Annotated in this window: 25 protein-coding genes; 6 read left to right on the forward strand and 19 right to left on the reverse strand. The window is 32.0% G+C overall.

Annotation, left to right across the window (positions count from 1 at the left end):
- Positions 1–3: 3 nt before the first annotated feature.
- The 14 genes from VOI25_RS08120 to VOI25_RS08185 all read right to left on the reverse strand — a co-directional run bounded on the left by VOI25_RS08120 (position 4) and on the right by VOI25_RS08185 (position 15,845).
- Complete coding sequence (locus VOI25_RS08120; protein ID WP_323788557.1) at positions 4–2,499, reverse strand: hypothetical protein; 2,496 nt, start codon at positions 2,497–2,499, stop codon at positions 4–6.
- 2 nt (positions 2,500–2,501) lie between these two features.
- Positions 2,502–4,919, reverse strand: a complete 2,418-nt coding sequence (locus VOI25_RS08125) for a hypothetical protein (RefSeq protein ID WP_323788558.1) — start codon at positions 4,917–4,919, stop codon at positions 2,502–2,504.
- 97 nt (positions 4,920–5,016) lie between these two features.
- Positions 5,017–5,400: a VOC family protein gene (locus VOI25_RS08130; RefSeq protein ID WP_323788559.1), complete on the reverse strand. Its 384-nt coding sequence runs from the start codon at positions 5,398–5,400 to the stop codon at positions 5,017–5,019.
- 2 nt (positions 5,401–5,402) lie between these two features.
- A complete protein-coding gene (locus VOI25_RS08135; protein WP_323788560.1) occupies positions 5,403–5,975 on the reverse strand; it encodes a hypothetical protein in 573 nt (190 codons plus the stop codon).
- Position 5,976: 1 nt separating this feature from the next.
- A complete protein-coding gene (locus VOI25_RS08140; RefSeq protein ID WP_323788561.1) occupies positions 5,977–6,300 on the reverse strand; it encodes a hypothetical protein in 324 nt (107 codons plus the stop codon).
- 10 nt (positions 6,301–6,310) lie between these two features.
- Positions 6,311–7,714, reverse strand: coding sequence for a M20/M25/M40 family metallo-hydrolase (locus VOI25_RS08145; RefSeq protein ID WP_323788562.1), 1,404 nt, complete (start codon positions 7,712–7,714; stop codon positions 6,311–6,313).
- A gap of 68 nt (positions 7,715–7,782) precedes the next feature.
- Positions 7,783–8,661 carry a PPK2 family polyphosphate kinase gene (locus VOI25_RS08150; protein WP_323788563.1) on the reverse strand — a complete coding sequence of 293 codons (879 nt, stop codon included), beginning with the start codon at positions 8,659–8,661 and terminating at the stop codon, positions 7,783–7,785.
- Positions 8,662–8,666: 5 nt separating this feature from the next.
- Positions 8,667–9,830 (reverse strand): sigma-54 dependent transcriptional regulator, encoded by a 1,164-nt coding sequence (locus VOI25_RS08155; RefSeq protein ID WP_323788564.1) that lies wholly within the window; start codon positions 9,828–9,830, stop codon positions 8,667–8,669.
- 2 nt (positions 9,831–9,832) lie between these two features.
- Complete coding sequence (locus VOI25_RS08160; RefSeq protein WP_323788565.1) at positions 9,833–10,672, reverse strand: DUF6268 family outer membrane beta-barrel protein; 840 nt, start codon at positions 10,670–10,672, stop codon at positions 9,833–9,835.
- Positions 10,673–10,729: 57 nt separating this feature from the next.
- Positions 10,730–11,611: a mechanosensitive ion channel family protein gene (locus VOI25_RS08165; RefSeq protein ID WP_323788566.1), complete on the reverse strand. Its 882-nt coding sequence runs from the start codon at positions 11,609–11,611 to the stop codon at positions 10,730–10,732.
- Positions 11,612–11,613: 2 nt separating this feature from the next.
- Positions 11,614–12,927, reverse strand: a complete 1,314-nt coding sequence (locus VOI25_RS08170) for an ABC transporter permease (RefSeq protein ID WP_323788567.1) — start codon at positions 12,925–12,927, stop codon at positions 11,614–11,616.
- 1 nt (position 12,928) lies between these two features.
- Positions 12,929–13,855: an ABC transporter ATP-binding protein gene (locus VOI25_RS08175; RefSeq protein WP_323788568.1), complete on the reverse strand. Its 927-nt coding sequence runs from the start codon at positions 13,853–13,855 to the stop codon at positions 12,929–12,931.
- Positions 13,856–14,126: 271 nt separating this feature from the next.
- Positions 14,127–15,257 carry a molecular chaperone DnaJ gene (dnaJ, locus tag VOI25_RS08180; RefSeq protein WP_323788569.1) on the reverse strand — a complete coding sequence of 377 codons (1,131 nt, stop codon included), beginning with the start codon at positions 15,255–15,257 and terminating at the stop codon, positions 14,127–14,129.
- 51 nt (positions 15,258–15,308) lie between these two features.
- Positions 15,309–15,845 carry a nucleotide exchange factor GrpE gene (locus VOI25_RS08185; protein WP_416376067.1) on the reverse strand — a complete coding sequence of 179 codons (537 nt, stop codon included), beginning with the start codon at positions 15,843–15,845 and terminating at the stop codon, positions 15,309–15,311.
- 154 nt (positions 15,846–15,999) lie between these two features.
- On the opposite strand from VOI25_RS08185, the gene VOI25_RS08190 reads away from it, so the two are divergent.
- Entirely contained in the window at positions 16,000–16,674 is a 675-nt protein-coding gene (locus VOI25_RS08190; protein WP_323788571.1) for a YceI family protein, read from the forward strand.
- 55 nt (positions 16,675–16,729) lie between these two features.
- Here VOI25_RS08190 and VOI25_RS08195 read toward each other — a convergent pair whose 3' ends face one another.
- From VOI25_RS08195 to VOI25_RS08210, 4 genes are read right to left on the reverse strand one after another with little or no spacing between them, the layout of a single operon-like run.
- Positions 16,730–17,638, reverse strand: a complete 909-nt coding sequence (locus VOI25_RS08195) for a TIGR01777 family oxidoreductase (protein ID WP_323788572.1) — start codon at positions 17,636–17,638, stop codon at positions 16,730–16,732.
- A gap of 53 nt (positions 17,639–17,691) precedes the next feature.
- Positions 17,692–18,363, reverse strand: coding sequence for a tRNA (5-methylaminomethyl-2-thiouridine)(34)-methyltransferase MnmD (gene mnmD / locus VOI25_RS08200; RefSeq protein WP_323788573.1), 672 nt, complete (start codon positions 18,361–18,363; stop codon positions 17,692–17,694).
- 5 nt (positions 18,364–18,368) lie between these two features.
- On the reverse strand, positions 18,369–18,815 hold the full coding sequence (locus VOI25_RS08205; RefSeq protein WP_323788574.1) for a hypothetical protein: 447 nt from the start codon (positions 18,813–18,815) through the stop codon (positions 18,369–18,371).
- Positions 18,815–19,339 (reverse strand): DUF4920 domain-containing protein, encoded by a 525-nt coding sequence (locus VOI25_RS08210; RefSeq protein ID WP_323788575.1) that lies wholly within the window; start codon positions 19,337–19,339, stop codon positions 18,815–18,817. The genes VOI25_RS08205 and VOI25_RS08210 overlap by 1 nt, the downstream gene beginning before the upstream one ends.
- A 118-nt stretch (positions 19,340–19,457) precedes the next feature.
- Between VOI25_RS08210 and VOI25_RS08215 the strand changes: the two genes are divergently transcribed.
- On the forward strand, positions 19,458–20,531 hold the full coding sequence (locus tag VOI25_RS08215) for a branched-chain amino acid aminotransferase (RefSeq protein ID WP_323788576.1): 1,074 nt from the start codon (positions 19,458–19,460) through the stop codon (positions 20,529–20,531).
- A gap of 33 nt (positions 20,532–20,564) precedes the next feature.
- On the opposite strand, the gene VOI25_RS08220 is transcribed toward VOI25_RS08215, so the two are convergent.
- The gene (locus VOI25_RS08220) at positions 20,565–20,951 is read right to left on the reverse strand and encodes a nucleoside triphosphate pyrophosphohydrolase family protein (protein ID WP_323788577.1); all 387 of its coding nucleotides are present in this window, start codon (positions 20,949–20,951) and stop codon (positions 20,565–20,567) included.
- Positions 20,952–21,087: 136 nt separating this feature from the next.
- Between VOI25_RS08220 and VOI25_RS08225 the strand changes: the two genes are divergently transcribed.
- The 4 genes from VOI25_RS08225 (at position 21,088) to VOI25_RS08240 (ending at position 24,472) form a co-directional block, all read left to right on the forward strand.
- Positions 21,088–21,273 (forward strand): hypothetical protein, encoded by a 186-nt coding sequence (locus tag VOI25_RS08225; RefSeq protein WP_323788578.1) that lies wholly within the window; start codon positions 21,088–21,090, stop codon positions 21,271–21,273.
- A gap of 154 nt (positions 21,274–21,427) precedes the next feature.
- Complete coding sequence (locus tag VOI25_RS08230; protein ID WP_323788579.1) at positions 21,428–21,982, forward strand: hypothetical protein; 555 nt, start codon at positions 21,428–21,430, stop codon at positions 21,980–21,982.
- Positions 21,983–22,028: 46 nt separating this feature from the next.
- Complete coding sequence (locus VOI25_RS08235) at positions 22,029–23,852, forward strand: sensor histidine kinase (RefSeq protein ID WP_323788580.1); 1,824 nt, start codon at positions 22,029–22,031, stop codon at positions 23,850–23,852.
- A complete protein-coding gene (locus tag VOI25_RS08240; RefSeq protein WP_323788581.1) occupies positions 23,849–24,472 on the forward strand; it encodes a response regulator transcription factor in 624 nt (207 codons plus the stop codon). The genes VOI25_RS08235 and VOI25_RS08240 overlap by 4 nt, the downstream gene beginning before the upstream one ends.
- The last annotated feature ends 20 nt before the right edge of the window (positions 24,473–24,492 follow it).

Here is a 24,492-nt window from a genome sequence, read left to right on the forward strand (position 1 = left end):
ACGTTATTTTAATTTAATGGTCTTAATTTCTGAAACAAAAGTTTTATCATTAATTGTGCCTTCAATAAAGCAATTAAACTCGGTTAATTGTCTATCCGCAATTTTAAACTCTAAATTACCATTTGCATTCAAATTTAGGTTTGGAATCCAATCAATAATGCCAAATTCTTTAAAAAAATCATTATCATATGATTTATACACAGGAACATAAAACTGTTTAGCTACTGAAAAATTTAAAGGAATCTCATAACCTGTATTAACATTATCTGTTTCAATTTTAATTTCTGCTTGAGGTTTGGTTTTAATTCTAATTAGTCCTGCTCCTCCTGATCGCATTCCGCCTCCAATTCCAGATCTATTAACTTCAACATATTCTATTTGATCCATCGTTAAATTTTTCAAAATGGTTAAATCCTGATGCAGAATAGTTCCATCTAGATACACAATTGGACTTGTACCAGCATCTTGGTCAAATGAAGCATGTTCAACAATAGCCGAATTTTCATTTAAGTGTAACGCTGGTCCATTAGGATCATAAGCAGCAACGCCTCGAGGATCTGATTCCACAACATTTATTGCAATACGATCTCTAGTACTATTTACAGAATTTGAATAAATTTCAAACTTTGTTGGTGTATCAACGACTTTAAACCCTTTATCTCTTAGATAACGCACTAAGGTTCTATAACGTCTTTCGAGTACTTCATCAACCATTTCTACTTTACCTAAACTCCTATTTTGAAGTTTTTCAATTTTAGTATATGCTTTCTTTTTATTTATAATTACCTCTTCCAGCTGTTCTACTTGTCTCAATGTACTTTCGAAAGTCAGAGTTTTACTGTATGGAATGGTATTAATATTAGGCATTAAAGGTTTCAAACTTGTCTTTATTTCAGGAATCTTAAAAGGATCAAACTGTATATATAAGCTAGGTTTTGACGCCTTACCTGATGAACTCAATGCCCTAACTCTTATTTGTTCATCGTCTATAGGAAATAAACCGGCTGCAGTATATGAGGTATTATCCTTTGTGAGGTTTATTAATTTCATAGGATGATTTAAGGTTGGATAAATCATTAATTGTTGGTCCTCTTTTTGTTGTGAATTTATAGTATAGCTTATGCCATTTTCATAATCAAAAGCATAATCTGGCGGATTATTAAATATGGTATTCCAATCATAACTACTCCAGCCTTGAGTAATCAATAAATTATCGAGTTCAAATTTCTTTTTAGGCGTAATTCCTGTAAAATAATAGGCTGCTTGTTCTACATAACCCTTTAAATACGATTGCATTAATATATAAGAAGCCATATTTTGATGATGGATAGAATTGGACTTCGATGGCAATACTGAAACACTAAAACTGTTTAAAATAGCTTTTGGTTCTGACATATACGGTAAAGTAATTGTTATTGAATCGTTAGCTGATTTTGTTATAGCTTCAGAAGATTCAATAAACTTAAATCCATCATAATTAAAGTACAAACGCTCAATTAATGGATTATTATTCGAATCAAAAACCGTAAAAATATTGATCCCTTTAAATAAATCTGAATTTGAAATAATCTTTAATTCTTCAGTATTCTCACTAAACTTAAACAAAGTCTCTTTTATATCTTCTCCATTATGAATTACCAACTTATAGAGTTGTCCTGTAATACGTTTTAATGTCGTAGGATTAGTCTTTAAAGTAATAGCAACATTACCTCGAGCCTCTAATAAACTCATACTAATGCCTTCAGTTTTTATATGCTTTATAGCAATTGTATGTCTTTGTTCATCATAATCAAATTGAGCACTATAGGATACATTCGCTTTTGGGTTTAAAAGGCACTTTCCTATTCCAAATTGATTTACTTTAAAATTAGTTACGACCACTCCATTTTGATCTATAATTTCACCTTCAACACCTGAAATACCAATACCTTTTTCATTCTTTATAACAACGCCAATTGTATTATCTACATTAGCTAATAAATGACCACCTTCGGGCAAAAACTGAGCATCAATTTGTAACGGCTCTTGAGAAGATATCATTGTTTTTTCAAGCTCTGGATCAATAATTCTAATGGTTTCTGTATATACATTATTTTCAGCAAAATTTTTCATCCAGTTTGTATACAGGTTAATCGTATAATGTGCAGAAGAAAAACGATCATCAATTTCAAAATCGGCTATAGCTGTTCCGTTAGTAATCATTAGCATTTTACTCACTATGATCTTTCCTTCCGTATCTGAAATTGTACAATACAAATTAGTCGCTTGGGTCGCTAATTGCTTATTATACTTATCAAAAACATAAGCTTTAATACCTATAGATTCGCCTTTAATATAAATTGATTTATTGAGATGAGCATAAGCGATTTCTCGTTCCATCTCAGTATAATCCTTATAAACGGAAATTAAATCTACGTCTGAATTTTGATTTTGAGCCGTTGCAACTTGTAGAACTAAAAATGCAAGTAGTGTATTAATTAAAACTGTTTTTGTTCTCATAGCTAATTAATTTTTATGTTTTTTACTTCTGAAATATAAGTGCCTTCATTAGAAAACCCTTCTATAAATAATTTCAAATTAGTCATTTCATTATCGAAAATTTTCAATTTAAGCACACCATTACTGTCTGTGCTCACGTTTGAAAACCAATCAATCACTCCATATTCATTAAAGAAATCACTAGTATAAGACGTGTATTTTGGTATATAAAATTGCTTCGCAACATCAAATTTTAAAGGAATTTCGAATGACTTATGTGCCGTTTTCTTTTCTGTGCTATTATGAATTTTAAATGGATTTGTCTTTATTTTCACAATGCCTCCTCCTCCTCGCATTCCGCCGCCAATTCCAGAGAGATTGACTTCAATATATTCAACATCTGCCATCGTCATATCTCTTAAAATTCCTAAATCTGAATGTAAAATAACATCATCAAGATATATCACTGGAATATTATCTGAAGAGTTTAGAGGTCTTCCGGTTGTATTAACTCTTCTAAATATTTGAAAACCTAAGCCTCCTGCTTTATTCTCTAATACAATGAAACCCTTTGTACTGAGATATCGACCAATGGTTTGAAATTTTAATCGTTTCTTATCATCAAAAAATTCAACTTTACCAACCGTTGCGTTCTTGATCCTATCTATTTCTGTATATTTTCGTCTTCCTATTAATTTGACTTCATCAAGTTGTTCAATCGTTTTCCATCCATTTTCAAAATCACTATAATTATTAACTTCAGACAATCTGGCTTCTCTTGGTCTTAAGGTTGCAAAATCATGTGCTAGATTAAAATCAGGAAAAACTTCTGGGTCAAATTTTAGCGAAATATTTGGCATAACAGGCTTCCCTTTTTTATCAATCGCACTGATCTTTATTTTTTCATTTGAAATTGGAAAAAAACCTTGCTTTTCAAACGACATCTCATCTGGTTTTAATTCGATAATTTCTAAAGGACCATTTAATGTTGGGTAAATGATTAATTGCTGATTTCCTTTATTTGCAAAATTAGCAACATAGCTCATCCCATTTTCAAAATCGAAATCGTAATCTGGCGGATTATTAAATATGTTCTCCCAATCGTAACTACTCCAACCTTGTGTTAGCAATAAATTATCTAGTTCATGCTGTTTTTTTTGTGTAATTGACTGAAAATAATACTGTGAATTCTCAATATAACCTCTAACATGAGGCTGCAACAATGTTGAAGATGAAATATTCTCGTGATGATTATATGCTCGTGTTTGTTCGGGTAACACAGAAATACTAAAATTATTAAACGTTTTAGTATCTAAGTTTGAATAAGGAATTGAAACCAATAAAGAATCTTTCTTCTTTTCTACGATTGGATCACTGGAAACTGCAAATTTTAAACCATCATAATTGAATATTTGACGTTCTAAAATTGGTGTGTTATGGTCATTAAATATGGTTATGATGTTTATTCCTGAAAATAAATCGGTGTTTGAGACTGCCTTTACCACGTCTAGGTCTTCATTAAATTTAATATTAAATGCCTTTAATTGATTACCATTATGAATAGCCATAATAAACACTTTATTAGAGACTTGATCAAAAGTTGATTCATTAGTTTTTAGCGTTATATACGTTTTATCTTTTAAACGTTTCACAGCTAATCCAATACCTTGAGTTTGTATATTTTTTAAATCAAACTCATAGTCTTTTTCATCATACTTTAGAACAACTTTATACGTTTCGTTAGACAATGGTTTTAAGTTAAACCGACCTAAACCTAAAGTGTTTAGTTTAAAATTAGTAATAACTTCATCTTTAGAATTAATAACATTACACTCTATATTCGGTATTCCAAATCCAAATTTATCTTTGATTGTTACTCCAATAATAGTTTCAACATTGGTTACCAAATGTCCACCTTCTGGTAAAAATTGTGCATCTATTTCTGAAATTGTTTTTATGTTTTTTGCAACGTTCTCAATTTCCGGGTCAATAATACGAATGGTTTGAGAGAAATAATTTTTCTCATCAAAATTTTTCATCCAATTTGTGTAGGCTGTAATTTTATATTCGCCAGAAGTAAATAAGCTATCCACTATAAAGTCATTGATTCCTATTCCGTCATTAATCAATATTAATTTCTGTTTGACAATGGCATTTTTTTCATCCTGTATTGTACAATAGAGATTTGATGTAGCTGTAGAAAATCGTTGTGTAGCCTTATCAAAAACATAAGCTTTTAAACCAATAGATTCGCCTTTTATGTATGTAGATTTGTTCAGATGGAGATAAACAACTTCGCGTTCTAATTCTGCATAATCTTCATAAGAAGATAAAAGATCATAATCCTCAAAGGCTGTATCACTGATACCTTCTTTTAAAGGATTTTGGGAAAACCCAAACAAATAACAAAATAGAATAAAACAGAGTGTGATTAGTCTCATAAATGGCTGAATAGTTAGTGGTTAATCGTACAATTGAATTGATTACGTTCAAAAAGGCACTGTTAAAAATATAAAACTAAAGCATCAAAAACCATTCCTAAGTAGGAAAATTCATGTAAAAAACCAATCCATTCATATCCTTATCATAGAATCCAAATTCTCGAGTTCCCCAAAGCGTCTTTTTTAGACTAGTATTTTGATGAAATACAGATTTGGATTTATAGTCTTCATATAAGGCATCAATGTTTTCGGTTTTAATACGAAGCATTGGTCTATCTATCCCAGCATCCCACTCTTTTTCATCATGCCACTGCAAATGGATTTCGATACTATCTCTTCCTACACCTGCATATTTTGGATCACTGCCTTGATCTTTAAAACTAAGTTTAAATCCTAATTTATTGACATAATAATCAATGGCTTTAGTCAAATTTTTGACAGGAAGTACAGGATGAATGTGTTGTAAATAGCCTTGACTCATAATTACTCTTTTACAGTACCATTAAAATGACTAATCTTTGGATTAATTGGGTTTCCTGAAGTTCTTCTGAATGAAGCTAATTGACCACAATGCCAAATTGCATCAGCTATTGGTCCGTTAATTTGATTCCAAAATGGAATTTCTCGCTCACCAAAAATAATTTTGAATTGGGAAATGTCATCACTACCTCTTAGAATATCGGCAGCCGTTTTCAGGTTCATCAAGGTTTGTTCGCGCTTTTGTGCGTAAGTCATTTCATTTTTTTCGACTTGTTGATTAGCTTTTTTTAAAGTAGAATTGACAATGATATAAGATAAATCTAAGATATGATCAATCGTTTCTGAAGCAGAACGCACATCTTCATTAGGCTGATATTCTAGATCGATATCAGTCAAACCTTCACTTGCCCAATAAAATCTAAACCCAAGTCCATCAATTAGTCTTGCAGCCACAGTTCCAGCAGTAAACGTTTCAGAATACTCAGGTATTTCGTAATAAGGAAGTTGTTGTTTTTCAGTTTGTGCTTGAATAATTGTTGAAAATAATAAGGCAAGAATAAGTACTATGTGTTTCATTTTATTTCGGATCTAAAGTCATAACATAATCATAACTTTCGTTTAAGTATTGAGCTAATTTATCTAAATCGGTTAACATGTTGTCAGGTATCAAAACATAGCCTTTCATAATTGCTCCATACGATTTGTACAAATTTGAATTAAATTCTTTTATATATTTTTCTTGAACTTCTTTAGAATACCTAAAACCTAATTCTGCATCTTTATTTAATAATGAAAACATATAACCATTAGCTGAAGTATAAGGCATGGTTTTTCCTTTGCGGTCAAAACGAGGGCATTTATCTACAATTTGGTCGTAAATTTCAAGTCGTTCTTTGTACATAATATTACTTTTAATCTTTTAATTGCGCATCATAATTTATAGTGTCTGTACCATATTTATCAATCAAAAAAACTAAAGCTGTCATTGAAGCCGCTCCCAATTCTAATTCGCGTTTATTAACATGTTCGAATGTATCGTTTGCTGCATGATGATGGTCAAAATATCGTTGTGAGTCTGGACGTAAACCAGCTAAAACGATGTTGTCATTTTTCAAGGGACCAATATCTGCTCCACCATAACCTGCTTCAAAATAATGTATTAAATAAGGCTTAAACAAAGACCTCCAACTTTGAACTTTAGTTAACATAGCGTCACTCGATTGAAAACTAAAACCTCTTGGTGTAAATCCACCCGAATCACTTTCTAAAGCAAAAATGTGATTCTCACCTTTATTCTTTGCCACTTCTGCATATTTTCGACCTCCACGTAAACCGTTTTCTTCATTCATAAATAATACAGCACGAATCGTTCTTTTTGGGCGAATACCACTTTCTTTTAATAAACGAAGCACATCCATTGATTGTACAACTCCTGCGCCATCATCATGAGAACCATCTCCTAAATCCCAAGAATCTAAATGACCACCTACAACAATAATTTCATTTGGAAATTCGCTTCCTGTTATTTCACCAATTACGTTATAGGATTGCACATCGTCTAGTTGTTTGCAACTCATACTAAAGTATAGTCTTATATCTTTGTTAAGCGCTAACATTCCGCTTAACAATTCAGCATCATTTGTACTAATTGCAGCAGAAGGAATACGTTGTGAATTTGGCAAATCACCATAACTCATACTTCCAGTATGTGGAAAATCGTCTAATCTTAAATTCAATGAACGCACAATTACTCCAATAGCTCCATATTTTGCAGCTTCTTGAGCTCCAGCATAACGTTCACTAGAACAGCCACCATAAGCCTCAAACGTATTAATTAAATTGGCTTGCATTGGTCTATTGATAAATACAATTTTGCCTTTAATTTTAGCTTCACCTAATGCTTCCAAATCTTTATAAGTAGCCACTTCAATAAGATTAGCCTTAACACCTCCAGCTGGTGTTGCAATTGATCCACCGAGTGCACAAATATTTACACTAGTCGTTTTACCTGGAGAAGTTTCAATATAAGCGAACTCTGGGGCTCCACGAATCCAACGTGGCACCATAACAGGCTGTAACCATACTTTATCTAATCCTAATTTTTCGAATTCTTCTTTTGTGTATTCTACAGCTCTTTCTGCATTTAAAGATCCTGAAAGGCGACCACCAATTTGGTTAGATAAATGATCTAACCATTGATAACTCATACCATTAGTTAAAGAATTATCATAAATAGATTTAAGATTTTCTGCATCTGTTTGTGCTGAAATTTGGAAAGAAATTGCAATAGAAAGTACTAGAATTATTCGCTTCATATGGAGATTTTTATTGAAGCTAAATATACTATTTTAAATACTGAGGATTTATAAAGAAATCATAAAAATTACTCATTTTCGAGTTGCCTCACATAATCGTCAAGATTTGCTTTAATGTCGTCATCTAGCTCTGGCTCAACAATATCCTTATATTTTATAAGGGTGTCATATAAAATTTTAGCAACAATATATCGAGCTGTTGGTTTATCATCTGCTGGAATTGCAAACCAAGGTGCATGTGTTTTCGAGGTTCTGTTTAGTGCATCTTCATAACATGCTTGATACGAATCCCATAGTTTTCGCTCTTTTAAATCGCCAGGAGAAAACTTCCAATTTTTACTTGGTTTTTCTAAACGACGTAGTAATCGATTTTTTTGTTCTTCTTTAGATAAGTGAAGGAAAAACTTAAAAATGATTGTTCCATTTTGAGAAATATGTTTTTCAAAAGCATTAATTTGATCAAAGCGCTTATTCCAAAACCCCTCATTTATGTCTTCGATCGAATTTACATCAGGTAAATTTTCACCTAGAATATAACCAGGATGCACTCTAGTTACTAATACATTTTCATAATGTGTTCTATTAAAAACACCAAATTTACCTCGCGCTGGAAGCGCAATATAATGTCTCCAAAGGTAATCGTGATTAAGTTCATTTTCGGTAGGCACTTTAAAACTATGCACAACAATTCCTCTCGTATTAAAATCTTTAAACACTTCCCTAATCATGCTATCTTTTCCAGCAGTATCCATGCCTTGAATGCAAATTAAAATTGCATATTTACCATGAGCATAAATTGTATTTTGAAAATCGCCTAGCTTCTCCCGAACGTCTTCCAATTTTTTTTCAATAATACCTTTATCTGACTGTAAATCAAACGTTGTAGGCGTCTTATTTAAATTAATAGTTTCAGTTACTTTAAAATCGTTAATGTCAATATTTTTCATAATCCTTATTTTGAAGCAAACAATTTCACATCATTTTCACTTACATTACTTCCTCCAAGAATTATCAGTCGTTCCACAACATTTCTCAGTTCACGAATGTTACCCGTCCAGTCGTAATCTTGAAGTAGTTTAATAGCTTTTTCTGAAAATTCTTTTTTAGCCGTTCCTTGTTCTTCAGCAATTTTAGCTGAAAAATGATTTATTAATAACGGAATGTCCTCTCGCCTGTCGTTTAAAGAAGGAACTTTAATTAAAATCACTGCCAGTCTGTGATAGAGATCTTCTCTAAATCGACCTTCTGCTATTTCTTTTTTTAGATCTTTATTGGTGGCAGCTACAACACGTACATCTACTTTAATATCTTTATCGTTACCAACACGTTGAATTTTGTTTTCTTGCAGTGCTCGTAATACTTTAGCTTGAGCAGATAAGCTCATATCTCCAATCTCATCAAGAAAGATTGTACCTCCATTAGCAGCTTCAAATTTTCCTGCTCTGTCTTTTACGGCACTCGTAAATGCCCCTTTAACATGACCAAACAATTCACTTTCAATTAATTCTGCAGGAATTGCAGCACAATTCACTTCTATTAATGGCCCTTTTGATCGTGCACTTTTTTGATGTAACCAATGCGCTACAAGTTCTTTACCTGTTCCGTTTGGTCCAGTAATTAAAACTCGAGCGTCTGTTGCTGAAACTTTTTCAATCATATCTTTGATATGAGCAATAGCTTCACTTTCACCAATCATTTCGTATTGCTTACTGACTTTCTTTTTTAGCATTTTATTTTCAACAACTAGTGTTTTTGTATCTAATGCTATACGAACAGTATTAAGCAATCTATTCAAATCTGGTGGCTTAGAAATATAATCAAAAGCTCCTAAACGCATTGTATTTACAGCTGTATCAAGGTCTCCATGACCAGATATCATGACCATAGGGATTTCTGGTTTAATTTTTTTAACAGCTTCTAAAACTTCAACACCATCCATTTTTGGCATTTTAATATCACAAAGCACTAAATCGTAATCGTCTTTCTTTATTTTTTCAATACCTACAAGACCATCTTCTGCCTCTTCAACTTGATAACTATCACTTTCTTCTGAAAGTATTTTAACTAATACTCTTCGGATTGCCGCTTCATCTTCAATAACTAAAATCTTTGACATATTTATATTTTAAATTTAATTCCTGTTCTTAAATAGAATGTATTTACATCGTCTAATTTAAAAATTTCTCCTTTGTTTTCACTACGTAATACATTATTTAACCGAAATGTGTAACCTGTATACAAGTAAGCTACTAAATGTTTCGAAAATAAGTGCTCATATCCAAGTCCACCGACAACAACTGAAAGTGAAATATTGTCAACTTTTTTACCTTGAACAACAGATGGTTCCTGCAGATGTGCAAAATAGCCATCAAGACTCACAAAAGTCTGAATGATGTTTTTTTCATTAAAAAAGTACTTTATATTTGATTTTGGAACTCCAATAGCGAATGACCAGTCTTCATTAATTCTTCTAAAATAACTCACAAACGGTAACGGAAAAGGCAATCCCGTTGTTGCATTGTAGGTCAAGCCTAAAATTAAACGATATGGCTTTTTAGAACTTTCATCTTTAGTACGATCATTAATTGCAAATACACCTCCATTTATAAAAATATCGTCTCGAGTAATTGCGGTGGTCAAAGTCGATGCGATTCTTGGACTTAACTTGACACCAAATCTCCATTTTCCGCTAGTTTTAAATGTATAAGCTATATTCAAATCTATAATACTTATCGTTTTCAAAAGAGACGTATCAAATGGGTAACTATCTTCTAAATTTAATATAATTCGATTGTATTCGGCTCCAATAATTAAGTAATTATCTTCTGAAACCTCAATTGGATAATTGACTAAAGCCCTAAGCCTTGTATATTGATCTTCAGAATTGCCTTTAGGAATAAACGAATACTCAAGTCGTGCTAAATCTGTGAGCTGTGCTGAAACAATATTAGAATACAAGCATATTGTTATCAATAGGTAAACACAACGACATTTTAATAGCATAAATCAAATAAATTATTTAGGTTGTTGCTTGATATGAATATCTCTCTGAGGGAAAGGAATTGTAATATTATGTTTTCTAAATAATTCATCAATTTTAAAGCGAATATCACTTTTAGGAAATTGCGCTTTAAAACTATCTGATAAGGTAAAAATGAGTTTAAAGTCTAGGGAACTTTCTCCAAAATCAGCAAAAACAACAGTAGGCTCAGGCGCACTTAACACTTGTGGGTGCGTACTTGCTGCTTGTAATAATAATTTTTTAACTAATTGAACATCACTTCCATAAGCTACACCTACGGAAACACTTTCTCTTGTAATAGTTCCATTTTGCGTCCAATTATATAAGCTGTTTTCCAAATACAAATGGTTAGGTATTACTAATACTTTATTATCAATAGTTACAGCTCTAGTTGTTCGTAGTTTTATTTCTTCAACACGACCTACTTTTCCATCAATTTCTATAATATCATCAACATGAACTGATTGGTCAATTAGAATGAAAACACCAGATATAATATCTTGAAATAAGGTTTGTAATGCTAATCCAATTCCAATTAATAATGCAGCAGATGCGGCGAAAACCGCTGTAACATCAACACCTACTGAGTGCAGAGTAACAAGTAAAATAACAAGATAAATAAGCCATCTAAAGTAACCATAGACCACATTAAATTTCCCCTTATCTTCATCTGGCAAATGCCTTGTAAACGCCTTAAGAAGTATTCTTAAAATAATTGTTGTAATAAAAATGGCTGTTATTACAATTAAAATATCAAGAATAGATATACTTATTTTATCAGAAATATCTATATGCAAATTGAGGAACTCCTTTGCTTTTTGCCAAGCAGAGCTTTCTTCAATCTTTTCTTCTAAATTAGATAAATTTTGAATCATAATTAATATTTAATCCATTTAAACAATTCTTTATAACTAGGTTTCTTTCCATACATTAAAATCCCAACACGATAGATTTTAGCTGCAAACCACACCGTAAATACAAAGGTACCAACTAAGATTAAAAACGATAAGACTTGTTGCCAAATTGGGACACCAAAAGGAATCCGCATCAACATCACTACTGGAGACGTAAATGGGATAAATGAAAATACCGTTGAAACTGTTCCGTGTGGATCTTCAATAACCGTAAAAATACCAACATATACGGCTAGAATTAAAGGCATAATGATTGGCATCATAAATTGTTGAGTATCCGTTTCGTTATCAACCGCAGCACCAACCGCAGCATAAAGAGAACTATATAATAAATAACCACCAATAAAAAAGAACATGAAAGCCGTAATTAAATTAATTATAGGCAAATTATAAAACGACTGAATGGCCAATTGCATTTCATTAGCTACTTCAGGATTTTGCATAGCCTGGTTCATCATTTCTTGCTGAGGGGTTTGCATTTCAGCCATACTTATTCCGAAAATCGAAGACAAAATAAGCATTAAAATACTGCCTAAAATTACCCAAATACCAAATTGTGTTATACCAGCCAAAGAGGTGCCAATTATTTTACCCATCATAAGTTGAATTGGCTTTACTGAAGAAATAATAACTTCAATAATTCTACTCGTTTTTTCTTCAATAACACTTCGCATAATCATGTTTCCGTAAATAATGATAAACATAAATAACAAGTATCCTGCAGCTCCTCCAAATGCTAATTTTAGATAACTATCAATCTTTGATGTTTTTTCGCCAGAAAATGTTTCTTGAGTAATATTAATATTCGTTTTTGCGGCTTGAATTTTCTCTATATCAACGCCATCACTTTGCAATTTAGTATCAGATAATTTTTTTTCTATTTTTCGCTCCAAACTAGACATAATGGATAATGAAGGTGATTCGTCTGAATAGAATTTCACCTTTGGTAAAACATTCACAATGTCTGCACTTTTTTCTATATATAATAAGCCAAAATCTTCTTTTGCCTTCACCATTGCTTTTGCAGTTTCAAGACTTTCATTCGTTAGAATTGTGTATTTAGTGTGTTCTGTATTCACAAAGACTTCACTTAAAACTCCTGTTTCATCCAGTACTGAAATATTTCGATCTTTATCATTATTAAGCTGTGACAAATAAGCAACGACAGCAATTAAGGCAACCATAATTAATGGACTCACAAACGTCATAATAATGAACGATTTGTTTTTGACCTTAGTTAAGTATTCTCTTTTTATAATAAGTGGCAAATGATTCATCTTAATTGTTTTTGACTGTTTGAATAAAAATATCGCTTGCACTAGGTATTACTTCCGTAAAGTGATGTACTTCTGCTTTTGACGTTAAAAATGACAACAAATCATTAGATGAATCATTCGCATTTAATTTAATATTCATCTTAACATCATCATTCAAATTCCTGAAGGTGGCTGGTAACACCTCAAATTTTTCCTTAATGGCGTTTGAAACACTTTCAATGCTATTCGTTTGAAGTCCAACCTCGAAAGTATTGGTTTTATATTGACGTTTGATATCTGTTAGTTTTCCATCAAGTACTTTATTCGATTTATGAAGTAAAGCGATATGATCGCAAAGCTCTTCAACAGATTCCATACGATGTGTTGAGAAAATAACAGTTGCACCTTCGTCACGTAACTGAAGAATTTCATCTTTTATTAAATTGGCATTAATCGGATCAAAACCAGAAAAAGGCTCATCAAATATTAATAATTTAGGTTGATGTAAAACTGTAACAATAAACTGAATCTTTTGTGCTTGACCTTTACTGAGTTCTTGAATTTTTTTATTCCACCAATCACCAATTTCTAGCTTTTCGAACCAATATTTCAAACGCTTTTTGGCGTCCTGTTTTGTCAGACCTTTTAGTTGTGCTAAATACAAAACTTGTTCACCAACTTTCATAGATTTATATAAACCGCGTTCTTCAGGCAAGTAACCTATATTCTGAATATCTTCTGGTTTCAAAGGTTGACCATCAAGTAAAACACGACCAGTATCTGGCATTGTTATTTGATTTATAATGCGAATAAGTGTTGTTTTACCAGCACCATTTGGTCCTAATAATCCGAAAATACTTCCTTTGGGAACTGAGACAGAGACAGCGTTTAATGCTCTGAAATCACCGAAATTTTTAGAAACTGAATCAGCAACTAAGAGGTTATCCATAAATAAAAATTGAAAAATTAATTGTCGTAACGTGTAAAGATAAAAATGTTACTGATGATTTAAGTGCTTAAACACACTAATTTTTTACTTCATCACTTAAATTTTAAAATATCTTAAAAGATAATAGACAACACATCAAAAATTAGTAAAAAAACAAAACCCACCCTTAATAAATTAAGGATGGGAAAAAATTGCTATGAAAAAGAAAAATTACCACTAAAATTAATTAGTGATAATCAAATATAGTGTTTTTTATTAAAACATGGTTTTTTTATGAAAACATATCTTTAACTTTTTCAAAAAATGATTTATCACTACTCTCAGGCTTAGGGCTGAAATGTTCATCATTTTTCATACTCTCAAAAAATTCCTTTTGTTGCTTATTTAATGTTTTTGGCGTCCATACATTGACATGAACAAGTAAATCTCCAGTACCGTAACCATTGATGCTAGGAATACCTTTTCCGCGTAAGCGTAAAATTTTGCCAGATTGCACACCAGCTTCTACTTTAATCCTCACTTTACCAGTTACTGTATCAATTTCTTTTGATGTACCCAAAACTGCATCAGGTAAGCTTACATAAAGATCATAGTGTAAATTATCACCTTCACGACTCAGTGTCTCGTGTTCTTTTTCTTCAATAACTACTAATAGATCACCAGAGATACCATTTCCAGGTGCTTCGTTACCTTTTCCAGTAACTTTTAACTGCATACCATCTACAACACCAGCAGGAATCTTAACAGAAACTGTTTCTTCTTGTACTTTCAATCCTTGACCATCGGCATCACTAGGCTTTTTATCTATACTCTGTCCAGCTCCACCACAAGTAGGACAAGCTGAAGCAGTTTGCATTCGACCTAAAATGGTATTAGTAACTCTAGTTACTTGACCTGCACCATTACAAGTGCTGCACGTTTTATAGGTTGTACCAGGAGCTTGAATTTTTCGTTTAACTTTTATTTTCTTTTCAACGCCATTGGCTATTTCATCTAAAGTAAGTGTTACACGAATTCGAAGATTACTTCCTTTCACACGTCTTTGTCCTCCTCCAAAACCACCTCCAAAGCCAGAGAAACCTCCTCCACCTCCAAATGCGCCTCCGAAAATATCACCAAATTGACTAAATATGTCATCCATATTCATACCGCCTCCACCTCCGAAGCCACCAGCACCATCAAATGCTTGATGACCAAATTGGTCGTATCTTGCTTTTTTATCAGCATTACTTAATACTTCATAGGCTTCAGCTGCTTCCTTGAACTTTGCCTCTGCATCCTTATCATCAGGGTTTTTATCTGGATGAAATTTAATTGCCATCTTACGATACGCTTTTTTTATTTCAGCTGCAGATGCATTTTTATCAATACCTAAAATTTCGTAATAATCTCTTTTTGCCATGTCATTTTATCTGATTTCAATAAAAAAACAGATTTCATTTTAATTAATATTTTATTGTCCAATCACAACTTTTGGGAAACGAATCACTTTATCTCCTAGTTTATATCCTTTTTCAACGACATCAACAATTTTCCCTTTAAGATCTTCACTTGGCGCTGGAATTTGAGTTATAGCCTCATGCACATCGGCATCAAACACATCTCCTGCCTTCACTTCGAGCTTTTCTAATCCTTTTTGATTTAGCGTTGTTAATAGTTTGTTATAAATCAAAAGCACTCCTTTTCTGAGTTCTTCAGCCTCTTTATCATCTTCAATATGAGTTAATGCGCGCTCAAAATCATCTAATATAGGCAGCATTGCCAACATGACATCTTCACTTGCTGTTTTAAATAATTCAACCCGTTCCTTTGAAGTACGTCTCTTATAGTTTTCAAACTCTGCAAAAAGGCGCAAAAACTTATCTTTTTCTTTACTAAGTTCTTCTTTCAATTGCTCTTCAACAGAAATGGCTTCTACTTGTGTATCTTGATTTGAAGTTTCATTAACATCTAAATCATCTATAACTTCGTTTTTATCTTTTTTACCCATTGTTTTGGTCATTTTTATAAATCTTCGATTTAAGATTGGCAAAAGTACTGCCATTATTATTAAAATGTCAAAATGTCATCAAAAAATTTAATGATTTGAAGTCTATTAAGAAATGATTATTTTTGAAATATTAATAACACTAAAACTATATCAAATGATTAAGAAAACATTACACCTTGCATTATTACTTGTATTTGTGAGTTCATTCACTGGATGCAAGGATAAAGCTGAAAACGCAAATACAAGTGACGCAGAGGCTGCTGCAGTTAGTGAAAGTACGTCTGAAAAATTTACTGTTAGTATTTCAGAGTCTACAATTGAGTGGAAAGGCTTTAAGCCAACAGGAACTCACAATGGTACTATAAACCTTGATAATGGAGTGTTTAAAACTGATGATGGTAAATTACAAAGTGGTACTTTTTTAATTGATATGAATACCATTACTGTAACCGATTTAGAAGCTGGCGATGGGAAAGAAGATCTTGAAGCGCATTTAAAAGGAACGGTTGAAGGCAAAGAAAATCACTTTTTTGATGTGGCAAAATTCCCTACTTCTGCATTTGAAATTACTGCAACCGAATCATTGGCTGCGGGAAAAACTAGATTATCAGGTAACTTGGCTATAAAAGGTCAGAAACATAATATTTCATTTCCAGTAACGATTACTAATGATGGTGATCAAATGACTATTGAAAGCGAACCATTTACAATTGATAGAACACAATGGGGTGTGAATTACGGTTCAAAATCAATCTTTGAAGGTTTAGGAAATAAATTTATTAATGATGACATTGAGCTGAAAATTACAATCAAAGCAAAAAAAGCTTAGATTAATAGCACTTAAATTGATTATTAAGGCCATTCTTTTAAAGAGAATGGCTTTTTTAATTTAATAGATCTTCAAGGGCTGGTTCTAAATGATGGAATTTAAACTTGAAGCCAGCTTCCTCAATTTTTTGAGAACTCACCCGTTGACTTTCAAATAACAACATATGCATTTCGCCTAAAGCTAATTTCATCGCAAACTTTGGGATATTAGGTAAAATAAGAGGCTTTCCTAATATTTTAGCTGCTAATTTAGTTAGCTCGCTATTACTTACAGGGTTAGGAGCCACACCATTAAACACACCTTCAAGTCTCTTTTCTGCTACGTCCATAAAGAGTTCAGCTAAATCTTCAATGTGTATCCAAGATTGCCATTGTTGTCCATCTCCAAAAGCAGCACCTGCTCCTAATCGCATGGGTTTAATTATTTCTGGTAATGCACCTCCTTTTTCCGAAAGTACTAATCCAATTCTAATTTTTGATACTTTAATTCCTAAGGAGGAAAATTGATTAATTGCTGCCTCCCATTTTTCAACCACATGTCCTAAAAATGTATTTGAAATCTCATCATAATCTTCATCATAATACTTAGTTTGAGAGTTAGGATAAACTCCAATTGCACTAGCAGAAATCATATGCTTTATCGGAAAATTATTTGCTTTAATTGTATCAAAAAGCAATTGAGCGGTATTAGTTCTGCTCGATAGAATTTCTTTTTTATAATCTGAAGTCCAACGTTTTGAAATAGATGCTCCAACTAAATTAATAATTGTGTCCACACCTTCAAAACAAGAAACATCAATGTCTTTGGTGTCAGGATTCCAATAAAATCCAATGTAATCATCCTGAGATGATAATTTATTTTTTGAAGTTGTTAGGTAGTGCACCAACCAATTATTATCATGACAAACTTTAACGATTTCTCGTCCAATTAATCCCGTAGCACCTGTTATTAATACTGTTTTCATAGCACTACAAAGTTAAGTATTCTGTAATGTAGGAACTAATATTTAGGAATGGTTTAACGTTTAATGGCTCTCAGCATATGTCTTTTACCAGGAGGACCTTCCAAGCGCTCAATTGTAAAGCCAACAGACTTTAGAGCACGTTTTACACTTCCTTTACATGAATAAGTCACCAAAACACCATACGGTCTTAAGGCCTTATACATTTTTTTGAAAATTGTTTCTGTCCATAATTCAGGTTGTACGCGAGGTCCAAAGGCGTCAAAATAAATAACATCAAAACAATTATCATCTGTGATCTCATCAAAAAATTTCTTCTGCTTTGTTAGTCTAAACATTTCTGTGATTTGATGTGATGTTTCCCAAGCTGAATTATGTATGTCTTCAAAAGATGAGTTTTTAATTTTTAATAATTCAGAATAATTGAGCTCAATTAACTCCTCCTTGGAAATTGGAAAAGCTTCAACACCAAAATAGTCAATATTTAGGTTGTGTTTTTCAGACGCTAATAAAGAAAGTATAGCATTCAAACCTGTACCAAATCCAATTTCTAAAACTGAAATATGGTTTGATGCCGGAATATGTTGATTACAAAAAAGCAAACCATGTTTAATATACACATGGTTTGCTTCTTGTATTGCACCATGAACAGAATGGTATTGTTCGTTCCATTCTTCAATTTGAATGGTTTTAGAACCGTCTGACGTAGTAATTATTTTACGTTGCAAATTGCTTATTTAATGAGTAATTTCTTAATCTTAGGTATTGGCCCAGTACATTCTGTTTGATGACAAGAAATACATAAATTAATTGCGGAATTGTAACGTTCGGAAAGCGCTACAATTGAATCTTCAGCAAATACAAGTTTCTGAGCTTCAATAAATTGTCCTGAGTAATGGTCGAATGTTTCATTTCTTGACTTTGACTCTGAAAATTCTGCTGTATGGATTTTTAAAAATTCTTCAGGAAATTCGGTCGTAACTTTTCCGCTTTCAACTTCTTTTTTAAGTTGTAAGTTAAAGGCATGCATTCCTCTCATTAAATTAGCCATTTCAGAACCTTGGTATACATCATAGCGTTCTCTACCATCAACTATAGTTGTAGTCTTTTCTGCTTTTTCAGTAGAATTACAACTAAAAATTAAGGCCATTAAAACGATATAATAAAGGCTTTTTGGCATTACTCTTCTTTTAATAAAACACCATCTGCAACAAAAGAAAATGTCTTTTTAGGCTCAGTGATTTTTGCGATTTCCTCAGCAGATTTACCTGCATCTTCAGCATAGTGACGTTGTTCGTCAACTGGAACTTCATTTACAAAAGCTTTCCCATTCAACACAACTTCTTTTCCAGAGATATCTTTAGGCATGAAAAAACCGTAATCTTTAAACTTTACCATTACTTGTTCGCCATTCTCAAGATCTACTTTCATCCAACATCCTTTTGCTTGGCATACCTCATCAACTTTCGCAATCATTTTAGTATCTATAGAATCGCCAATTGTCATACTTTCAAAATGAGTTGCCATTCGTTTTGCTGAAAGTGCATCAGCATCATTTATTTCTTTTCCGAAAGAACTATAAGAAATGGCTTTCTCATTTGAGATATCTTGTGCTATATCTATATTTTCTTCAGTTTGTTTATTTTCATTTTTACACGAAAAAACAAAGGTTACGAGCATTAATAGTAATAAAATACGTTTCATAATTGATTTGATTTTTAAATAAATATTTGAGATACAAAGTTACATATTTTTTAGCTAATTTTTATACGTTTTTAAAGCATAAATACCTATTTTTGCAAAACAATATTTAAAGAAAATAATGACTAAAGTCTCAACTTACGAAATCGATATAGTAAAAGCCCAAACTTCTAAAATTCATGATGTAGATTTTGACAATCTCACATTTGGTCGTGTGTTTACAGACCACATGTTTTATTGTGATTTTATAGATGGTGAATGGCAACAACCAAAAATTAAGCCTTATGGCCCTATGAGTATTGACCCTTCTGCTCGTGTATTTCATTACGGACAAGCAGTTTTTGAAGGTATGAAAGCCTATAAAGATGATCATGGAGGTGTGTTTTTGTTTAGACCTGATGAAAACTTTGCGCGAATTAATAAATCTGCAAAACGATTAGCTATCCCAGAATTTCCAAAGGAATACTTTTTTGAAGGCCTTACGACCTTACTAAAACTTGATAAAGAGTGGATAAAAAGCGGAGAAGGAAATTCATTATATATAAGACCATTTGTTATAGCTACAGATTCTGCGATTGCAGCTGCACCTTCTGATAACTATAGATTTATGATTATTTGTTCTCCAGCAAAAGCGTATTATAAAGGTACTGTTAAAGTTTTAATCGCTGAGCAATTTAGTCGTTCTGCAAATGGAGGTGTTGGATTTGCAAAAGCAGCTGGAAATTATGCTGCACAGTTTTACCCAACAAATTTGGCACAAGAAAAAGGATTTCAACAAGTAATTTGGACTGATGCAGACACACATACGTTTTTGGAAGAAGCTGGTACTATGAATGTCTTCTTTAGAATTGGAGACACGTTAATTACGGCTCCAACAAGTGATCGTATTTTAGATGGAATTACGCGTAAAAGTTTAATTCAATTATGCGAAGACAATGCTATAAAATGTGATGTACGACCAATTAAAGTTGATGAACTAGTTGAAGCCTATAAAAACGGAAGTTTAAAAGAAATTTTCGGAGCAGGAACTGCGGCAGTTATTAGTCCGATTTCTGCATTTGAACATCGAGATACTGTGTATAATCTTCCAGAAATAAATGAGAATTCTTATTCGAGCATTCTAAAACAAAAAATGCTAAACATACAGCATAATTTAGCTGAAGATAAGCATAACTGGAGATACGAAGTGAAATAAAAAAGAAAAAAGAAGCCAATTGGCTTCTTTTTTTTATGACTTTAAAATCTTTTGAATGTTAGGTTTAAAATAATTAGGGCCTTTTAAAACCTTACCATCTTCTCTGTAAATGGGTTCTCCGTCTTCTCCTAACTTACTCATATTGCTACGCTGAATTTCATCAAACACTTCTTCGATTTTGTACTGCATGCCATGTTCGATTATAGTTCCACAAAGAATGTATAACATATCGCCTAAAGCATCTGCAACTTCTATTAAATCATCAGTATTAGCTGCGTCAAGGTATTCCTCATTTTCTTCACGCATTAGTTTATAACGCAACATATTTTTGTCAATTCCTAAATTAGCTTTTGGTGTTTCTCTATGGCCAATTTTAAATGCGGTATGGAATTTTATGACTGCCTCTATTTTGTTTTTCATGAGTTGTTTTTTTTTAATAATTTGAATAATAACACTTAATAATATGAACTATTGAATTAATAGTATTCATAAACATTAACTTGATTTTATATGAATTTTGGAAATGTATTATTTATTTTTGCATAAAAATAGCTATATGTTCAGTAATGGTCAATTGATTTTTGGAATTTTATTTGCAATAGCATTTATTGTAGTCATCTTTTATGCCTATAGAAGAGATATTAAAATCCATCAAAAATATTACAGAGGCAGCGTTTGGATTTTGATTGCCTTTGTATCTTTTATTGCCATGATAGCAGTCATCAAGTCCATTTTTGTGTAATAATTTACGTCTTTATTTATTTCATTTTTGTCTTAATTTTCCTGTTAATACTACAATTTTTAGTAATTTAGGTTAGAATACCTAGAATCGGGTATGTTTTGATGTTCACCTACTTCGCATCTTTGAACAATTAATTAACCAAAACCCTATTATTATGAAAACTAGATTACCGAGCGTCCTTTTAGCACTAATTGTAACTCTTTCAATGTCTTGCGAAGACAAATTGCTTAAGCCATTTGAACTATTAGGTGACAAAATTGTTGACAAAGAATTAAATTTGTATTTAAAATTTGACTGTCTAGAGAAGGTCGACGACCAACCTGTACATTTAGATTTAAAACATGGACTTGGGATTATCTCAAAAATTGATGCTACCAGCACTAATATTAACTCTATGCATTTCTACATAATGGAAGTAGAAGGTAAGGACAGATATGACCTAGAAAATGCTAAATATGAAAATACAACAAAAGATGATAAAGGAGTCCAAACACATCATTTTAGAGTAACAATAAATACAGGATCAAAAGAAAATAAACCTGTAGAGGTGAGTTTATCTGCTTTGAATAAAATGATGACCAAAGGAGACATCATTGATATTCACATAGATTCAAATGATCCAAACCTTCAATCTAAACCGCATACTGAAAAAGCAATGGTAACTAAATTTGGTAATCAATTCTGCAAGAGTATTGTTATTAATCCTTGATTAGTTATAATTGAAAAGAACAAACTATATCCTTATATTATTTTTTTTGAGCGTAATTAATAGTTACGCTCAAGATTTTAATAATGCCATCCAATTACTTAAATCGTATAAATTAGATGATTTAGAAAAATTACAACCAACTTTAAAACTTAACCAATCTGAATTTGATTATCTAAATAATCAAAAACAATTAATTATTAATGGAACTACTGACTCATTAATAGACTTTAAAATAGACAGCAGTAGCATTAAAAATAGCACTCTAAAATTAATTCTCTTAGGAGATTATTATCTTTTTAAAAATATCCCTGAAGATTCATTAGCATATAGTTATTATTCTAAAGCAGTTAATACTGCTCTAAAAACTAAAGACACCATACTCATCACTGAGTCTTGTAAAAAAATCTTCAAACAATTATTTAAAACAAGACATTCTTTAGACGGCTATCCTATTTATTTGGATATCTATAAAGATTATTTGTATGATGCAAACGAAAAGGCAACATATTCATTTCATCTCTATAATTATGAAGGAAGTGAACATAGATTAGAAAAAATTGCTAGTTTAAAATTAGTATTATCAGCTATTAAAGACAAAGATCTTAGTTTCTTGAAAGCAAAAATAAACCAGCTTATAGGTGTTGAATTTGATTACTTCAAAAAAAATTCTGACTCTTCATTAGTTTACTATTTGAAAGCTAAGGAATTAATGCAAGAAAAGCCATATCAATTTTATCGTAATGAGTTGTTCGGCATTAATGCTAACATTGGGCTAATCTATTTAAGAAAGGAAGATTACGAAAATGCGAAAAAATACTTTCAGTTTTCAAACTCAATTAATCTTCCAAAATATAGATTTGTTGAAAAAGTAAAAATAAATGAACTACTCGCAGACATTGAATTACAAAGCAATAACTGGGAAAATGCTTATTCCTATTTAAAAAGCCGAAATGCCTATTCAGACACATTAAATGAATACTCAAAGGCTACGAAAATAACAGAAATTAATACCAAATATGAAACTGAGAAAAAAGAAAAAGAGATTCTACAACTCAGCAATGATAATTTGAAAAGTGAAGCCAAAAGAAAACAAAACCAAAATATTGCATTAGGTCTAGCAGGAAGTTTAGCTCTAGGTAGCATTATTGCTTTCCTCATCTTCAAAAACACAAAACGCAAACAAAAACTTGCGGAACAAGACAAAGAACTTGAAACCCAAAAACTAGCCACTGTTCTTAAAGAACAAGAACTAACAACCATCGACGCCATGATTGAAGGTCAGGAAAAAGAACGACAACGGATAGCTAATGACTTACATGATGATTTAGGCGGACTCATGGCAACTGTGAAACTTCATTTTAATGCACTCAAAGAAAAACAAACACCAGAATTGTATGCTAAAACCAATCAATTGATTGATGAGGCTTATGAAAAAGTACGTTCTGTCGCACATGCAAAAAACTCTGGTGTTATTGCTAAACAAGGCCTTTTAAAAGCCGTTCAGCAAATGGCAGATAAAGTTTCTGTTCTAAACAAAATTAAGATTAATGTCATTGATCATGGTTTAGATGAACGACTAGAAAATAGTTTAGAACTTACTATTTTCAGAATTATTCAAGAGCTCATCACAAACATTATTAAACATGCTAATGCTACCGAAGCCAATATACACATCACAAACCATGAAGACACGCTTAATATTATGGTTGAAGATAACGGCAAAGGATTTAATGCAAGTCAGATTACCAAAACAAAAAAAGGCATGGGAATAAGTAGTATTGATAAACGTGTTGCACATTTGGATGGCACGTTAACCATAGAATCTGAACACAATCAAGGTACAACCATAATAATAGATATTCCAATATGATACGACTCGCAATTGCAGAAGATCACCAATCTTTAATTGATGGTATTTCTCTTCTATTAGAATACGAAGATGATATTTCTATTGTTGGGACAGCTAATGATGGAGAGGCACTCTTAGAGATTGTCGAAAAAAAGCGTCCAACAGTTGTGCTTACAGATATTAGAATGCCTAAACTAGATGGAATTGAAGCGGCTAAACGTATTAAAAAATCACATCCTGAAGTTAAAATTCTATCATTTACTATGTTTGACCAAACTGAAGCCATTGAGCAAATGCTCGAAGCAGGTGCTTCAGGATATATTTTAAAAAATTCATCTTTAAATGAAGTTTTAAATGCCATTCGAGCTGTGGCAAACGGTGACACTTATTTTGATGCCAATATCAATACAAATGCATTAGCTTCAGAAAACAAAACGAAAACAAAAGGTCTTTTAACCAAACGTCAAATTGAAATTCTAGAACTTATTGCACTAGGTAAAACCTCAAGAGAAATTGCTGATGAATTATTTATAGGAGTACATACAGTAGATACACACCGGAAAAATATGGCTCGTATTTTGGGACTTCAAGGTAAAGGTGAACTCATGCGATATGCTTTAGAAAAAAAATATCGTTTCTAAATCTACCCTTTATTGGGTAT

This window comes from Psychroserpens sp. (assembly GCF_034670085.1).
Classification (GTDB): Bacteria; Bacteroidota; Bacteroidia; order Flavobacteriales; family Flavobacteriaceae; genus Psychroserpens.

Coding starts and splice junctions, on each gene's coding strand:
- VOI25_RS08120 (WP_323788557.1), bottom strand. CDS start 2,499: ATGAGAACAAAAACAGTTTTAATTAATACACTACTTGCATTTTTAGTT.
- VOI25_RS08125 (WP_323788558.1), bottom strand. CDS start 4,919: ATGAGACTAATCACACTCTGTTTTATTCTATTTTGTTATTTGTTTGGG.
- VOI25_RS08130 (WP_323788559.1), bottom strand. CDS start 5,400: ATGAGTCAAGGCTATTTACAACACATTCATCCTGTACTTCCTGTCAAA.
- VOI25_RS08135 (WP_323788560.1), bottom strand. CDS start 5,975: ATGAAACACATAGTACTTATTCTTGCCTTATTATTTTCAACAATTATT.
- VOI25_RS08140 (WP_323788561.1), bottom strand. CDS start 6,300: ATGTACAAAGAACGACTTGAAATTTACGACCAAATTGTAGATAAATGC.
- VOI25_RS08145 (WP_323788562.1), bottom strand. CDS start 7,714: ATGAAGCGAATAATTCTAGTACTTTCTATTGCAATTTCTTTCCAAATT.
- VOI25_RS08150 (WP_323788563.1), bottom strand. CDS start 8,661: ATGAAAAATATTGACATTAACGATTTTAAAGTAACTGAAACTATTAAT.
- VOI25_RS08155 (WP_323788564.1), bottom strand. CDS start 9,830: ATGTCAAAGATTTTAGTTATTGAAGATGAAGCGGCAATCCGAAGAGTA.
- VOI25_RS08165 (WP_323788566.1), bottom strand. CDS start 11,611: ATGATTCAAAATTTATCTAATTTAGAAGAAAAGATTGAAGAAAGCTCT.
- VOI25_RS08170 (WP_323788567.1), bottom strand. CDS start 12,927: ATGAATCATTTGCCACTTATTATAAAAAGAGAATACTTAACTAAGGTC.
- VOI25_RS08175 (WP_323788568.1), bottom strand. CDS start 13,855: ATGGATAACCTCTTAGTTGCTGATTCAGTTTCTAAAAATTTCGGTGAT.
- dnaJ (WP_323788569.1), bottom strand. CDS start 15,257: ATGGCAAAAAGAGATTATTACGAAATTTTAGGTATTGATAAAAATGCA.
- VOI25_RS08185 (WP_416376067.1), bottom strand. CDS start 15,845: ATGGGTAAAAAAGATAAAAACGAAGTTATAGATGATTTAGATGTTAAT.
- VOI25_RS08190 (WP_323788571.1), top strand. CDS start 16,000: ATGATTAAGAAAACATTACACCTTGCATTATTACTTGTATTTGTGAGT.
- VOI25_RS08195 (WP_323788572.1), bottom strand. CDS start 17,638: ATGAAAACAGTATTAATAACAGGTGCTACGGGATTAATTGGACGAGAA.
- VOI25_RS08205 (WP_323788574.1), bottom strand. CDS start 18,815: ATGCCAAAAAGCCTTTATTATATCGTTTTAATGGCCTTAATTTTTAGT.
- VOI25_RS08210 (WP_323788575.1), bottom strand. CDS start 19,339: ATGAAACGTATTTTATTACTATTAATGCTCGTAACCTTTGTTTTTTCG.
- VOI25_RS08215 (WP_323788576.1), top strand. CDS start 19,458: ATGACTAAAGTCTCAACTTACGAAATCGATATAGTAAAAGCCCAAACT.
- VOI25_RS08220 (WP_323788577.1), bottom strand. CDS start 20,951: ATGAAAAACAAAATAGAGGCAGTCATAAAATTCCATACCGCATTTAAA.
- VOI25_RS08225 (WP_323788578.1), top strand. CDS start 21,088: ATGTTCAGTAATGGTCAATTGATTTTTGGAATTTTATTTGCAATAGCA.
- VOI25_RS08230 (WP_323788579.1), top strand. CDS start 21,428: ATGAAAACTAGATTACCGAGCGTCCTTTTAGCACTAATTGTAACTCTT.
- VOI25_RS08240 (WP_323788581.1), top strand. CDS start 23,849: ATGATACGACTCGCAATTGCAGAAGATCACCAATCTTTAATTGATGGT.